Origin of the sequence: Microcoleus sp. bin48.metabat.b7b8b9.023 (assembly GCF_013299185.1) — a bacterium.
Classification (GTDB): Bacteria; Cyanobacteriota; Cyanobacteriia; order Cyanobacteriales; family Microcoleaceae; genus Microcoleus.
In genome coordinates this window covers 33,791-48,731 of the sequence record NZ_JAAFKG010000025.1, presented here as the reverse complement: position 1 = coordinate 48,731, position 14,941 = coordinate 33,791, and the positions used below count along the sequence as shown (strand labels likewise).

The following is a 14,941-nucleotide window of genomic DNA, read 5'->3' as shown; positions in this document are numbered from 1 at the left end:
TCGGTTTGTAGTGAGGACTTCAGTCCTCTCTCTCATCGGTTCGATCCTTCGGACTTTAGTCCTCTGACGCGACTTTTAGCTAATAAGGACTAAAGTCCTTACTACAAACAAACAGCTAACTACTCATAGGTTCGATCCTTCGGACTTCAGTCCTCTCTGACGCGACTTTTAGCTAATAAGGACTAAAGTCCTTACTACAAACAATAGATTTATTCTACCTCATTCACTTTTTACCGGGAATCAAACCGCGCCGCCCTTTGGTTACAGACTGTTGCACAAATCTCCGCAGGTGCTGCAAGTGGTGATTTTCCGGCAACAAATCCAACTGTTCCAAAGCTTGATTGAGAGTGTAGCCAGAATGGTATAAAATCCGAAAAGTTTTCTTTAAAACTAGCAAATCTTCTGGGGTTAAACCTGCGCGTTCGAGGCCTATTTTGTTGATAGCTCGCACTCGCGATGGATTCCCCTCAACTAGCATATAAGGAGGTACATCTCGATCGATCCTGCTCAAGCCACCGATCATGGATAAGCGGCCGATATGGACAAACTGGTGAACGCCCAAAACCCCGCTGAGTCTGGCTTGGGACTCAATTTTGACGTGTCCGGCTAGGGCTACAGCGTTGGCGATGATTACTCGATCGGCAATATCGCAATTATGACCCACATGAACGTAAGCCATCAACATATTATTATTGCCGAGTTTGGTGCTTTCGCCCGCTCCAGTAGCGCGGTTGATTGTCACGTATTCCCGAATCACATTGTTGTCGCCAATTGTCACCCTAGTCAGAGAACCCTCATATTTGAGATCTTGAGGTTCCAAACCAATCGCCGCACCAGGGAAAATTTGATTGCGAGCACCTATTTCTGTTAGCCCGTCGATAATTGCATGGGCACCAATCTTAGTCTCCGGCCCGATTTTCACTCTTTCCCCAATTACAGCATAAGCGCCCACTTCTACAGTCGGGTGCACTTCGGCGCGGGGATGAATCACAGCAGTTGGGTGAATCAAAGTAAGCATTTTTCAGTTTTCAGTTTTCAGTTTTCAGTTTTCATACCAAATCAAGCTTAAATACCCCGTTTATTTCTTAGTCCGCGGAGGCGGACTTCGCTTGTGTAGTAGCGATTTCAATCGCCGAATCATCAAGGAGTAACAAACCAGAATTTAGTATCAGTAGTCCCGTCAATTGTCAGTTGTCAGTTGTCATCAGAAATAAATTTTCCTAAACAACTAATCACCAATAACCAATAACCAATAACCAATAACCAATTTAATCTACCATCGAAAACGTCAATTCTCCTTCACAAACTTTTTGTCCGTCCACTTCTGCAATCGCCTGCATTTTTCCGAAGCGGCGGCGTTTTACCCAGAGCAATTCTACAGTCATCAGCAACCGATCGCCCGGTACAACCTGACGGCGGAATTTGACTTTATCAATGCCGGTAAACATCCACAATCCTTGCTCAATGTCCGGTAACTGACCGAGAACCATACCACCAACTTGAGCCATCGCTTCGACAATTAAGACACCCGGCATAATCGGTCTTCCCGGGAAATGTCCTTGAAATTGTGGTTCGTTGAAAGTCACATTTTTAATTCCTACAGCCCGCACTCCCGGCACGTAATCAACAATCCTGTCTACGAGTGCAAAAGGATAGCGGTGAGGCAATATTTTCTGGATTTCTTCGAGAGTAAAAGTAGATTTAACCGCTGGAGAATTTTCACCGTTTTCTGTGGAAACGGACTCGGGATTAGCAGTAGGGATGGTGTTAACTTCAGTCAGCATGGACATTGCTTGAAGACTTTTGAGTGTGGTAGGAAGAAGGAAGAAGGAAGAAGGAAGAAGGAAGAAGGAAGAAGGAAGAAGGAAGAAGGAAGAAGGAAGGCTTTAGTTATTGCTGCGAGAGCACAGATCCACTGCAATGGTTTTAGCAATTAAGAATGTTCTCAGCGCCTTAGCCGTTGCTACATAAACGCAAAAGATCGCGTCTTGGGTTGTGAATTGCAACTGCAAACTATAACTGTATGTAGCCTGGAACCTTTTCTAACTTGTCTCTAGCACGGCTGAAGCTTGGGATTTCAGGGCTTTGGCAAGTTGGACGTGCAGGTTGTGACTGGCTTTGTAGGCCAAGTAATGAGCTTTTGGCAAAGCTCCCAGCAGACTGAGGTCGCCTACTAAGTCTAAGATTTTATGGCGCACTGGTTCGTTGGCAAATCTCAAGGGCGGGTTGAGCCACCCGGATCGATCGCAAACTAGGGCGTTCTCTAGGGTACCACCTTTGATCAAACCTGCTTGTCGCAATTGTTCAACTTGGCGGGCCAGTCCAAAAGTGCGGGCTGGGGCGATCGCGCTTGCAAAACTTTCTACCTCTGGCGACCAACTGTACCATTGATTGCCGATCGCCTGTTCCTCAAAATCAATTCCGTAACTAAACCGAGTTTCCGCCGACGGTAAGGCGGCGGCAAAAGCATCGCCGTGACGCACCCAAATCGGCTCAGTCAGGACGAATGAGGGATTTGGATCTTCCTGGGATTCTTGAGCAATTAGGCCGCTACGGGCGATCGTCTCCACCCAAACCTGAGCCGAACCGTCCAGCAGCGGCACTTCTGGCCCATCAACCTCAATTCGAGCATTATCCGCTCCCATCCCCGCCAAAGCGCCTAATAGATGCTCTACAGTGCGAATTTGAGCACCTGCGGCACCTACTAATTCAGTAGAAAGTGCAGTCTGACAAACCGCCTCAATTGTTGCCGGAATTATCGGAGCACCGGGCAAGTCAATTCTGACAAAATAGCGGCCTTCTCCCACCGCAGCCGGCAAGACTCGGACGCGAGTTTGTTCGCCGCTGTGCAAACCAATTCCCGACAGTTCAAATTCAGATTTTAGAGTGTGAATAGTCATTAGTCAGTTCTTATGGGGCATCGGGCATCGGGCATGGGGCATAGAGGGCATCGGGCATTTAACTGGTTCCCAGGTTCTGCCTGGAAAACGATGTCCAGAGGCTCTGGCTCGTGTGGCGAAGGGAAAATGGAGGCAGAGCAGACCGATCTGCGTTACGGGGCAGAGCCTGGTAACGAGTAGAATACCCGATGCCCAATGCCCTATGCCCTATGCCCAATTCCCAATTCCCAATTCCCAATTAGAATCGCTCACCAATCCCAAAGTGAATTTGATTGTCGCCGCTGTCGTTGATACCGTAATCGATCCGGATCGGGCCTAAAGGAGATTGAATCCGCACGCCGAGGCCGTAACCGTAACCGCTACCGGGCTTTCTGCGAACACCAGCCGGGTCGCCGGGGACATCTTTGCCCGTGCCCAAATCGGTGCCTGCATCCAAAAATAGCGCTCCACCGATAAACGAAATAATCGGGAAACGGTACTCCACACTGCCTTCTAGGAAACTGCGGCCGGCTCCGATGTCGCCTTCGTTGTATCCGCGTACAGAGTTGGCCCCACCCAAGGCAAAGGCTTCGTAGGGAGGCAAATCTCCGAATACGGTACCGGCTTTCAAGCTAAATGCCAGGGTTTGGGGGCCGGGGGTAAAGTTAGTGTACTTGACTGGTAGGTAAAAGCTGTAGCTGGCACGCACGCGGTTGAGCAGGATGCTGCCGGAACCGATAGGAATCGATTGTTCCATGCCAAATCTGAGCAGGGAACCGCTGGTGGGGCGGAGGGGGTCGTTGCGCCGATCGCGCACAGCACCTGCTTGGATTGTTGTCAAGTCGTCGCTGCCGGAATCGCTAAAACTTAGCTGGTTGCCTAGTGCGTCCTCGGCTTCGCGCCGGCCTTTGCGATCGGTAATTGAGACTCGCTGGTATTGCAAACCGAGTGAAGCTGTCCACTCGGAATCTGCAAAAGGATTGCGCGACAAGGGACGGGTAAAATTGATGCCGCCACCGGTGCGGACGATGCGGGGTCGATCGTCATTTGCCAATCTAACTTCCCTCTCGCCACCGTCAAAAATCACGCTGATCGATCGTCTTCTAAAAATATTAGCCGTGAAAGAAGTCCGGTAAGGATCGCCCGCAATCCAGGGATCGGTAAAACTCAAGTCAAACAGGGTTTGGCGTTCCCCGATTTGTACTTCAGCCCCCAATTTTTGGTTCCTACCGTTCAAGTTTTGCTGCTGGTAACTCACCGTACCGAACAAACCCGTCGCGGAACTCAAACCCGCACCCGCAGCCAGAGAACCTGTATTTTTCTCAATGACGTTGACAATTACCCTTGCCTTGCGGGGGTCAGTCGTTCCCGGTTCCAAAGCAAGCCGCACGTCTTCAAAAATCCCCAAACCAAACACTCGCCTCAAATCCCTTTCCGCCTTGGTGCGGTTAAAGATGTCTCCGGGCTTGAGTTGTACTTCGCGGGTGATGACATAGCGGCGGGTGTTACCTCCGATCGTCTGACCGGTCGCATCCGTTGCCTCTCCCTCCTTGTTCAGGAAGCGGACATCAACGGATTCGATTTGACCTTCTGCCACTACCAAGGTGACAGTGCCGTCATCTGCTACTTGTGGCGCATCAGTGATTTGGCCCAAAACATAGCCGTTTTCTTGATACCAGGCATTAATTTTTTTCACTCCCTCCTCAAAGCGGCGGAGGTTGAGAATTTTGCCGTACTGATCGCGGAAGCTATCGTCAATTACGCTTTGGGGCAGAACTTGCTGACCGGTGATTTTCACTCCCTGTAGCACAGGATTTGGCTGCACGATAAAACTCACCCGAACGCCCAAGGGGGTGTCTTCCGGGACTGCGCGCACGTTTCTGAAAAAGCCTGTGGCAAAAATGGCGTTGATGTCTTGTTGCAGTTGGGTGCGGTTGGTCGTGCGTCCCGGTTGGGTGCTGATGACTCGGTAAATCTCGCTTGCCAGGTCTCCGGTTGCCCCGGTAACGGTAACTTCGGCAACTAGCACTTGCGGTTCTGCTGCCCCGGCTGGTGCGGGGGCTGGTCTGGGCTGCGGTGTTCCTGGGCCCGAGGGCAATGTCGGAAGGGTGTTAGCCGGCGGTCTGGTCGGGGCCGGTCTGGTCGGGGCCGGTCTAGCCGGGGCCGGTCTGCGCGGAATTTGGGCGTTTTGGACGATCGCCCCTGATTCATCCTGGCCTGGTTTGGGAGAAACTTGGGCGTTTTGGGCGATCGCCCCTGATTCATCCTGGCCTGGTTTGGGAGAAACTTGGGCGTTTTGGACGATCGCCCCTGATTCATCCTGTTTCCGAGGCTCTACGGAAACCCAGGCGGGCGAAACACCCGTCTCCGAGGGGGGGAGAGGGCTAGCCACTTGTGCCTCTGGCAGGGCATTTTGGCTGCTAGAGGCGACGGGATTGGATGCAATCTCGGGTTTGAGTTGCACCTGTGCGGGCGAAACGGGGTTTGCCGGGTCTGTGACTCGGTTTGGGGGTTCGCGATCGTCTTCTCCTCTGCGAGGGGCCGCCGCTATTTTTAGGGCTGCCGCTGGGCTGCTGTTAGCTGCTGTGCGGTTTTGAGGAGAATTTTCGGTTAATTCTGGAACGGGGCGATCGGGTAATTCGATCGACGGGGCGGAAGGAACGGCAGCCAAAGCTTCCTCTGTTGATTCAGAGTAGGATGTTTGACCACTTGCCGAATTTGACAATCCGAAGGTTGCTGAGACAGTAAAAACTGCCACCAATACAGCAGATAAACGCATTTTTGTTCACTCTTTTGGGCGATCCACACACACGACTCTATTTAATCATTAGTCATTGGGCATTGGGCATTGGGCATTGGGCGGAGCGTAGCGGAGGGATTGGGCATTGGGCATTAGTCATTAGTCATTAGTTATTAGTGCGAGCGTCCCCGCTCGCGAACAGCATTAGTCATTAGTCATTAGTTATTAGTTCAGAAGTCATTAGTCATTAGTCATTAGTCATTAATTAACTGTCAACTGTCAACTGTCAACTGTCAACTGTTTATATACTCCCGCAAGGCTTTCGTGGTGTTCCCCAAATTTTAGACTAAGGGTTCAACCTCCCAGATTAATCTGTGAAGTAAATCTCTAATCGAAAAATGGAAAATCTACTGACCGCTAATTCATGACTGTTCACCGCTGATTGCTGACACCGAACGTACAAGAGTACAAGTACAAACTGTGCAATTCTAGCGCATTTCCAGCCTCTAGACTTTCTGAGCTAGAACCCGCTGGAGAACTTGTTGGTAAGCGCTTTCTACCGATCCCAAGTCGCGGCGGAATCTGTCTTTGTCCATCACGCGGGCGTCGGGGTCAGTTTCTGCGTTGTCCCAGAGGCGACAAGTGTCGGGACTGATTTCGTCAGCCAGGATCAGATTTTGATGTTGGTCGATCCCAAATTCCAGTTTGAAGTCTACCAGGGTGATGCCACACTGGGTAAAAAATTCTTTGAGTATTTCGTTAATTTCACGGGCGGCGATGGACAGTTGCTTTACTTGTTCGGGGGTGGCTAGCTGCATTAACTGCAATCGGCCGCGGGTTAGCAGCGGGTCTCCCAGATCGTCGTTTTTGTAATAAAATTCCACCAGCGGCGGATTGATAATTGTACCGATCGCAATTCCGGTTTGTTTGCAAAGACTACCGGCGGCAATGTTTCTGACGACGACTTCTAAGGGCAAGATGCCGACGCGGCAGACTCGCATTTGGTTGGGGGCGGGCGTGTCGATGAAGTGGGTGGGAATGCCTTTGGCTTCTAGCATCCGAAACAGGTGGGCAGATATGGCACAGTTAATTTCGCCTTTGCCGGCGATGCTGCCCCGTTTTTGGGCGTTAAACGCTGTGGCGTCGTCTTTGAAATGAGTCAGCAAAATTTCGCTGTCTTCGGTGGAGTATAGGATTTTGGCTTTGCCTTCGTAGAGTTTGCGATCGGCTGACATGGCGGTTAATAATTATAGATGAGTTTGAGATTTTACCGTAGCTCGATCGCAAATTATACCATTTTAGATGTGAGATTTTAGATAGGGAATGCCCGATCGTGTATAGGTTTCGAGCTTACTTAGAGTTTCATTCTTTTTTTTAACTGGTATTATTTGCGAGTTTTTGCCGATCGACTGCACCGTTAGATGCCTCCTACCCACTACCAGAAATAATTAGTTGAAAGCCGGCCCGCCTTCTCGGGAGAAATTAAAATCAGACTATTTATTACTTCAATCCTCGGGCTTAATGGTAGAGGTCGCTTTAAACTGTCAACTGTCAACTGTCAACTGTCAACTGTCAACTGAGTATGCCTCCAGATATATACTGCGATCGGCTGAGGCATAAATGATTCTTGACAAAGCACAATAGAGATTAGACCTGCTGGGTTCGCGATCGGTGCTGAATGAAGCTCACCATACAGACTGGCGCTTAACAAACATCTGTAAAATGGCTGATTTATGGAAGACAAAAAAATTCATATCCTCTTGGTAGAAGATGATGAGGTAGATGTGATGAACGTCCGGCGAGCGTTCAAAAAAAATAACATTGTTAACCCGCTCTACTTGGCTGCAAACGGATTAGAAGCTCTGCATATATTGCGCGGAGAAAGCAAAACAGAGCCTGCAATGCCTCAAGCACGCCGATTGATTTTGCTCGACTTGAATATGCCGAGAATGAACGGCATCGAGTTTTTGCGAGAATTGCGGCTGGATGAAAAGTTGAAGTCGATTCCGGTGATCGTCCTCACCACTTCAAATGAAGATAGAGATAAGGTAGAAGCTTATAATTTAAATGTCGCGGGTTATATTCTTAAACCAGTAACTTTTTCTAATTTTGTCGAAGTTATGGCTACCCTCAACAGATACTGGATGTTGAGCGAAATTCCGTAAGCCCTAGAAAATAGAACAGAAAAATTTCAAGGTTGCTGTTGTGATTTTGGGAGCGGTACATTTGTTTTATATATTTTTGGGATGCCGCATTTTTTTGAGATTAATTCACAATTCGGTTGTTATGGACAAACTTATCAAAATTCTGATAGTTGATGACGATGAAGTCGATCGCATGGCGGTCAAACGCTCGCTCAAGTCAGCTCGGGTTTCGGTAGAAATTACTGAAGCCGAAGACTGCGCCGATGCTCTGGCAAAATTATTGGTGAGCAAAAGTTCTAGTATAGCAGCGGCGAAACTCTCGCATCCAGATAAATCTCAAAAGTTAAGCGAGGTTGAGGAAACCGAAAATTCGTTGCTATTAAACCAGATATTTGACTGCAAATTTGACTGCGTATTCCTAGACTACCGCTTGCCAGACGGAGACGGACTGACTTTGGTAAAAAATGTACGGGAATCTGGGCTGAAAGTTCCCTTAATTGTACTTACCGGGCAAGGCGACGAACAAATTGCTGTGGAATTGATGAAGGCGGGAGCTTCTGATTATATCGTTAAAGGCAAAATGTCTGCTGAGAGTTTGTCGCGCAGTTTGCAGAATGCCCTTCGCGTTTACCGCGCCGAATCTCAGGCGTTTCATACCAGTCAACAACTTAAGGAAAGCGAGGAAAGGTACAGGTTAGTTTTAGAGGGAGTGAACGACGGAATTTGGGATTGGGATTTAAGTAAAAATGAGGTTTATTGGAACGATCGCCTTTTGGAAATTATCGGTTTGGCGCGAGATCAATTTGGCAGTACGATGGATGCTCTCTACAGCCGCCTGCACCCCGATGACAAGGACGGCATCGTCCGGGCGATCGCCGCTCACTTAGATCGGGCGATCGACTACAATGTAGAATTCCGGCTGCTGCACTCCTCAGGAGCTTACCGCTACTGCACTTCCCAGGGCAAAGCCCAGCGAAATTCCCAAGGAAAAGCGCTGCGGATGGCCGGCATGATTAGCGATATTACCGATCGCAAACAAGCCGAAGACGCGCTAGAAAGAGAACGGCAGCAACTGAAACAAATTATTACCTGCGTGCCGGTAGCAATGGCGATGTTCGATACCCAAATGCGCTATTTAGCTAACTCTCACCAATGGCTGACTCAATTTAATTTTGAGTGGCAGTCCCTGACAAATCTCAGTCATTACGAATTGTTTCCAGATACGCCTAATCGCTGGAAAATGATGTATCAAGATGTGTTAAAGGGTAAGGTAGTTTCTGTGAGCGAAGATGCTTGGGAACGAGCAGACGGCTCTGTGATGTACCTGCGCTGGGCAGCTCACCCTTGGTACAATCCCGACGGCAAAGTGGGGGGAATGGTAATGGTAGCCGACAAGATTAATGAGTTGGTGGAAGCGCGGGAAACTGCCCTAGAAGCAAGCAGAGTCAAGTCGCAATTTTTGGCTAACATGAGTCACGAAATTCGTACTCCAATGAATGGCGTTTTGGGCATGGCTCAATTGCTGCTGCGCGCTCCTCTGGAACCAAAACAGCGGGAGTCGGCTCAGACTATTTACCGCAGTGCCGAACATTTGCTGAGCGTGATTAATGATATCCTCGATTTTTCTAAGATAGAAGCCGGAGAAATGCGGCTGGAAAAGGCAGATTTTGATTTGGATATCTGCCTGGAATCGGTGATAGAAATGGTGGCACCTTTGGCGGAGGAAAAAAGTCTTGAATTGGATTTTTTAATTGACAGTGCGGTGCCAAAAAAGTTGGTGGGCGACTCGGGCAGGTTGAAGCAAATATTGCTAAATTTGACGGTAAATGCAATCAAATTTACCGATCGCGGTCAAGTCTTAGTTCACGTGAGTGTGAAACGGAGCAACCGATTGGCAGACGGCAGACAAGGAGAAAGTTTGCTATTTTCGGTGCGCGATACAGGCATTGGAATTTCGCCGGAAGGGCAGACAAAACTGTTCCAATCTTTTTCTCAGGTAGACGCTTCTCCAACTAGGGCTTACGGAGGCACGGGTTTGGGTTTGGCTATTTGCAAGCAGTTAGTCGAAATGATGGGAGGTGCCATTGGGGTTCGCAGTTTTCTCGGCAACGGTTCGACATTTTGGTTTGCTGTACCTTTGGAAAAACAGTTGCAAGTTGAGCCTCAGACTGGCGAACTTGCAGGAAAGAAGCTGTTAGTAGTCTCGGGAAGCGCTTTGAAGAGGGCGGCGGTGCGATCGCTCGCTCAAAGTTGGGGCGCCCGCTGCTACGAAGCAGAAACCGCTGCTGCTGCTTTGACTTGGTTGAGAAATGCCAATAGCAGCATTTCTGGGCATTCAGAGGAAGGCGAAAAAAGCTGCGATGCGGTGCTGGTGGACTTGCAAATGCCGGATTTGGATGCTGAGGAATTTGCCCGGAAAGTGCGATCGACCTCGACATTTGCCTCGTTAATCGCCATGACTGCTTTGCGGGAACAGCCGAAAGCTGAAGCACTTTGCTGTCATGGTTTTAGCGGTTATTTAATCGAGCCGGTGCGGCCTTCCCGCTTGCTTGAAGCTTTGCTGGCATCGGTTAAGGGAACGGGAGACTTTGACAGCTTGGAGGCTGCTAATACTTGCAAATTGCCAGGAGTTAATTCTCGATATGTTACTCCCAATTCACCCTCATCTATGAGAATATTGCTGGCGGAAGACCACCCGATCAATCAAGAAGTTATTGTCGAACAGTTGACAGCTTTAGGCTATCATGCTGACTCCGCCTCCAACGGTCAAGAAGCGCTGGACTTGCTGGCACAGAAAAGCTATGATTTGGTGTTGATGGACTGTCAAATGCCAATCCTTGACGGTTATGAAACGACAAAAAAGTTAAGGGAACGAGAAAAGGGCGATCGGCATACTTTTGTGATTGCTTTAACGGCTCACGCTATGCCGGGAGAACGAGAAAAATGTCTGGCGGCGGGGATGGATGATTATCTCAGCAAACCTGTAGATTTAGATGCTTTGGCCGTGGCGCTGAAAAAATATGAATCCCAAAATGTTGAGTTTAAAAATAAGTATGGAGTTAAAGGTATTAATTTGGTACAAAATCCTCAATTAGAAACAAATTATCCAGAAGTTTTGGAAGCAGCAAAGCCTGTGGCTGTGCCGGCACCAAGGGCGATTAAGAACCCGATAGCTTCGCCGCGCGAACTGCAATCTTGGGAACACGCAGACTGCGACGGACTGTTCGATAAAAGCAGATTGCAGCAACTCGGACAGGTTAATGTCAAATTGCCCGAGCGACTCTTGCAAGCATTTGTGGGAAACGCACAAGCTGATGTGGATGCTGCCAAAATAGCCGCAGAAGCTAAAGATTGGCCAACTGTGGAATATCAAGCTCACCGTCTGAAGGGAACTTCTGCAAATGTGGGAGTTGCTCAGATGTCGGATTTAGCAGCACAATTGGAGCATCAGGCGCGAGGCTTTCAATCTCAACCGCCAGCTTCTGGATTGTCAACTATTGAGAGGGTTGAAAGCATATTAGCGAGTTTGTCCAGTCATTTAGCCAGAGTTCAAGAGTTTGTGGAAACTCGAATGTTTGGTTAAAATTTAAGTTTTTAGATGCGTCGGCATAGTGATTGTAGGGTGCCGTTCGTAGTGTGGACTTTAGTCCGCAGTATGTTGCGGACTAAAGTCCACACTACGAACCTTACTTATTGCAATCGATCGGAGACGATATTATTGTAGGCTCAGTTATTGTAGGGTGCGTCAGGACGGATTTTGTTAACAAAAGACGAAGAATATTCTCCCTGACGCACCCTACTTTTATCTGCGGTTACTTTCAAAAATCGATGAGTTAATCTATGACTTACGATACCGATACAAACCCTGTTTCACATAGCGAACCATTAGAAAATAATGGAGAACTGCTAACGCCTTTGATGGATTTTGCTCGGGAAGTTTTATTACATGAAAACAATGCTATTTCTGGGGAAACTTCTGTAAATGCCGTGCCGTGTCCGCCTGAGGAAATTAATAAATTTTCTGTTGATAGTCTGGTGACCAAAATAGCTCGGTGCTGTCGGGAAAGCAAAATAGGCAAAAAATTACCAACGGCTTTTTACGTTCACGTTTCGGCTTTGTCAGCACTCAATCCTGTCCTGGTAATTTACGAAAATTGTGCCAGACGCCATCTCGAAAATATTGATGAAGCAACTTTAGTTAAGTTTTCCCTCAATCAACCTAAAATATCTTATCTTTTTTACCCCGATTTCGATACGGACGCTCACCCTGCTTTGCAAAATAGCATCCAAATTAATCTAGAAACAGGCGAAGTTAAATATTTCGATTACAGCAACAGCGAAAATCCACCAGTTTTGCACCGCAAAGAAACTTTTGTGACACCCGATTATCCCAATTACGAGAAGTTTGCTCGGCTGACTCGCTGCGAGGAAGGATGGGGACTGCTGGACAATACAAGCGTCATTGGCACTCGCGATGGTTGGCTTAAATATTTGGGATATTGCGGTGTGGAAATCCACGATCATGCTGTTGTCGAGCGTTTGAAACAGGAGAATAGTGAGTTATCAATTCCCAAGATTGAGCGGCACAAAGCTGCGATGGTGCGGAACTCTATTTCTAAACCTGTGCGCCTGGTTTTGGAATCTGATTTGTTTGTTGATGGGATGACTTTTTTTGATTACGGTTGCGGTTACGGTGGGGATGTTAAATGTATTAGCCAAGAGGGTTATGGTGCTGCTGGTTGGGATCCGTACTATCAGCCGGATACTCCGCAAATTTGTGCGGATATTGTGAATATTGGTTATGTAATTAATGTGATTGAATCTTTGGCGGAACGCCGAGAAGCTTTGCTGAATGCTTGGGAATTAACTAAGAATTTATTGGTGGTGGCGGCTCAGGTTTTGATTGACGATCCGGATCGCGGTCAAATTGCTTATGGGGATGGGGTGATTACTTCTCGGAATACTTTTCAGAAGTATTACGAACAGGAAGAATTGAAAATTTATATCGACCAAGTTTTGAATGTTGATGCGATTCCTGTGGCTTTGGGGATTTATTTTGTGTTTCGGGATGCGGCGGAGGGTGAGGGTTTTCGGGCTTCTCGATTTCGATCGCACTTAGCGACTCCCAGAGTGCGATCGCAAGTCAAGCGTTTTGAGGATTACGAGGAAATGTTGGCTCCTTTGATGGCTTTTGTGAGCGATCGCGGCCGGCTTCCGGTGAAGGGCGAATTAGCCGAAGAAGCGCCAATTAAGGAGGAATTTCACAGTTTTAATCGGGCTTGGAGGGTGATTTTGCAAGCAACGGATGCGGATGATTGGGAGACAATCGCCGACAAGCGCCGCCAGGATTTGCTAGTATATCTCGCTCTTAACGGTTTGGGCGATCGCCCTCCGATGCGGCGGCTTCCGGCTCAAATCCGCAATGACATCAAGGGTTTGTTTGACAGTTATCAGAGGGCTTGCACTTTGGCAGATTTAATGCTATACAGCCTGAGCAAACCGGATATTGTGGCGGATTGTTGCGAGGATAGTGCGATCGGCTACAAACAGCACGGTTCCCTTTCAGTCCACGTCTCATTTTTAGAAGAACTCGACCCTTTGCTGCGCCTCTACGAAGGCTGCGCCAACCGCACAATTGGCAGGCTGGACGGCGCTACAATCGTCAAATTTCATGCTTGCAAACCTCAAATTTCCTATTTGTTTTATCCAGATTTTGACACTAATCCGCATCCAGCCCTGCACAAGTCTATGCACATACATTTGGGCGACCTTTCTGTCAGCTATCAAGACTATTCCGATGTATACAACCCGCCACTTTTAGTCAGAAAAGAAGCTTTTGTGACGCCTAGTTATCCGCATTACGAAAAGTTTGCAAAACTCACCCGCCAAGAGGAAAAGTTGGGGATTCTCGATGGTGGTGCGGTTAGGAAATATCGGGAATGGGTACAGTGTTTGGAGGACAATTGCGTTAAGATTAAAGGTCATAAGTTATTTTGGCGATCGGATGCTGACCCGGAAAAATTGAAAATTCTGCAACAAGCTGCGTCTGAACGTCACTCGCGAAAAATTGAGGTTAATGGGGGAAAGATTGAAGGAACCGCAGAGGGCGCAGAGAGCACAGAGGAGGAGAAGGAAGAGGCAGATGAAAAAGGTTCGTAGTGAGGACTTCAGTCCTTCTTCATCCATTCAAAAAGGACTAAAGTCCTCACTACAAACCAAGAGAGGAAAAAGTTTCGTAGTGAGGACTTCAGTCCTTCTTCATCCATGGATAAAGGACTAAAGTCCTTACTACAAACCGTGTCCTAAATTTAAAGAATAGTATCCTAATTTTATTAAACAGTATATGCCCATATCCATAACGCCTAACTTGGCATCTCCGATTCCTTTCGATATATATCCTCCCCAACCACTCCTTGAAGATGATGACTCATCTTCCGTCATCTTAATCTTACAGGGAGTTGAAATCGACAAGTTAGAATATACTGCGATCGCAACCGAGTTGACTAAGCATCAATTCTGGGTAATTGTGCCAAACTGCTTCCCAGTTGGCAGAGATTATCTTTGTCCAGATAACAGTTCAGCGGCGAAGGTTTTTGCCGCACTGAAACCTTCGAGTTGTCCCTCGCTTAATAATGCTCTCGATAGAGGAGTTATATTGTTAGGACATTCGGCTGGTGGTATGGCTGCTTTCGGTACTGTAGGCGCTAATTCTCCTGAACTGTCCAGTCAACTCATGGCGATAGTTACCTACGGATCGAACGCACCATCAAACACTAGCGCGATCGCCCCGTTGCCTCCTATCCTAATGCTATCTGGGGAAAAGGACTCAGTGGTTCCTCAAACACTTTCGCGATCGGCATTTCAGAGGATACCAGCACCAGCAAAAACCTTCATTGAGTTAACGGGTTTAAACCATTACAGCATCAATGATTCTCCACAACCCAGCGGTGCACCGGAAGAGGATAACACAGCGGATTTCTCAAATCAAGACTCTGTGAGGTCGATCGCCTTTTTGTTGAGTTGCTTTGTGCACAGTGTTCAATCCCAACAGGAGAATTGGCTGAGTGCGATCGATCGCGATATCGTGAGTGCGATCGGATACACTGAATCAACGTCGAAGGGTTAAATGCGATCGCCTTTCATTCCAAAAACAATCAACTACGGAGTAGTAAATGAGT

At 47.9% G+C, this 14,941-nt stretch carries 10 protein-coding genes; 5 read left to right on the top strand and 5 right to left on the bottom strand.

The window, feature by feature from the left end; genetic code table 11:
• Positions 1 to 223 precede the first annotated feature (223 nt).
• Complete coding sequence (gene lpxA, locus QZW82_RS15870) at positions 224 to 1,018, bottom strand: acyl-ACP--UDP-N-acetylglucosamine O-acyltransferase (protein WP_293149737.1); 795 nt, start codon at positions 1,016 to 1,018, stop codon at positions 224 to 226.
• A 250-nt stretch (positions 1,019 to 1,268) separates the two neighbouring features.
• Positions 1,269 to 1,790 carry a 3-hydroxyacyl-ACP dehydratase FabZ gene (gene fabZ / locus QZW82_RS15865; protein WP_293149735.1) on the bottom strand — a complete coding sequence of 174 codons (522 nt, stop codon included), beginning with the start codon at positions 1,788 to 1,790 and terminating at the stop codon, positions 1,269 to 1,271.
• Between the two features lie 3 nt (positions 1,791 to 1,793).
• Here fabZ and QZW82_RS15860 point away from each other — a divergent pair, with 3 nt between their 5' ends.
• On the top strand, positions 1,794 to 1,937 hold the full coding sequence (locus QZW82_RS15860; RefSeq protein WP_293149733.1) for a hypothetical protein: 144 nt from the start codon (positions 1,794 to 1,796) through the stop codon (positions 1,935 to 1,937).
• A gap of 105 nt (positions 1,938 to 2,042) precedes the next feature.
• Here the strand turns inward: QZW82_RS15860 and lpxC are convergent, their stop codons facing one another.
• The 3 genes from lpxC to purC all read right to left on the bottom strand — a co-directional run bounded on the left by lpxC (position 2,043) and on the right by purC (position 6,854).
• On the bottom strand, positions 2,043 to 2,900 hold the full coding sequence (lpxC, locus tag QZW82_RS15855; RefSeq protein WP_293149731.1) for a UDP-3-O-acyl-N-acetylglucosamine deacetylase: 858 nt from the start codon (positions 2,898 to 2,900) through the stop codon (positions 2,043 to 2,045).
• 238 nt (positions 2,901 to 3,138) lie between these two features.
• A complete protein-coding gene (locus QZW82_RS15850) occupies positions 3,139 to 5,658 on the bottom strand; it encodes a BamA/TamA family outer membrane protein (protein WP_293149729.1) in 2,520 nt (839 codons plus the stop codon).
• Between the two features lie 467 nt (positions 5,659 to 6,125).
• Positions 6,126 to 6,854, bottom strand: coding sequence for a phosphoribosylaminoimidazolesuccinocarboxamide synthase (gene purC, locus QZW82_RS15845; protein WP_293149727.1), 729 nt, complete (start codon positions 6,852 to 6,854; stop codon positions 6,126 to 6,128).
• 498 nt (positions 6,855 to 7,352) lie between these two features.
• On the opposite strand from purC, the gene QZW82_RS15840 reads away from it, so the two are divergent.
• The 4 genes from QZW82_RS15840 (at position 7,353) to QZW82_RS15825 (ending at position 14,889) form a co-directional block, all read left to right on the top strand.
• Positions 7,353 to 7,784, top strand: coding sequence for a response regulator (locus QZW82_RS15840; protein WP_293149725.1), 432 nt, complete (start codon positions 7,353 to 7,355; stop codon positions 7,782 to 7,784).
• A 121-nt stretch (positions 7,785 to 7,905) separates the two neighbouring features.
• Positions 7,906 to 11,346 (top strand): response regulator, encoded by a 3,441-nt coding sequence (locus QZW82_RS15835; RefSeq protein ID WP_293149723.1) that lies wholly within the window; start codon positions 7,906 to 7,908, stop codon positions 11,344 to 11,346.
• 257 nt (positions 11,347 to 11,603) lie between these two features.
• Positions 11,604 to 13,922 (top strand): DNA phosphorothioation-associated putative methyltransferase, encoded by a 2,319-nt coding sequence (locus QZW82_RS15830; protein WP_293149721.1) that lies wholly within the window; start codon positions 11,604 to 11,606, stop codon positions 13,920 to 13,922.
• 184 nt (positions 13,923 to 14,106) lie between these two features.
• Complete coding sequence (locus QZW82_RS15825) at positions 14,107 to 14,889, top strand: alpha/beta hydrolase (RefSeq protein ID WP_293149719.1); 783 nt, start codon at positions 14,107 to 14,109, stop codon at positions 14,887 to 14,889.
• The last annotated feature ends 52 nt before the right edge of the window (positions 14,890 to 14,941 follow it).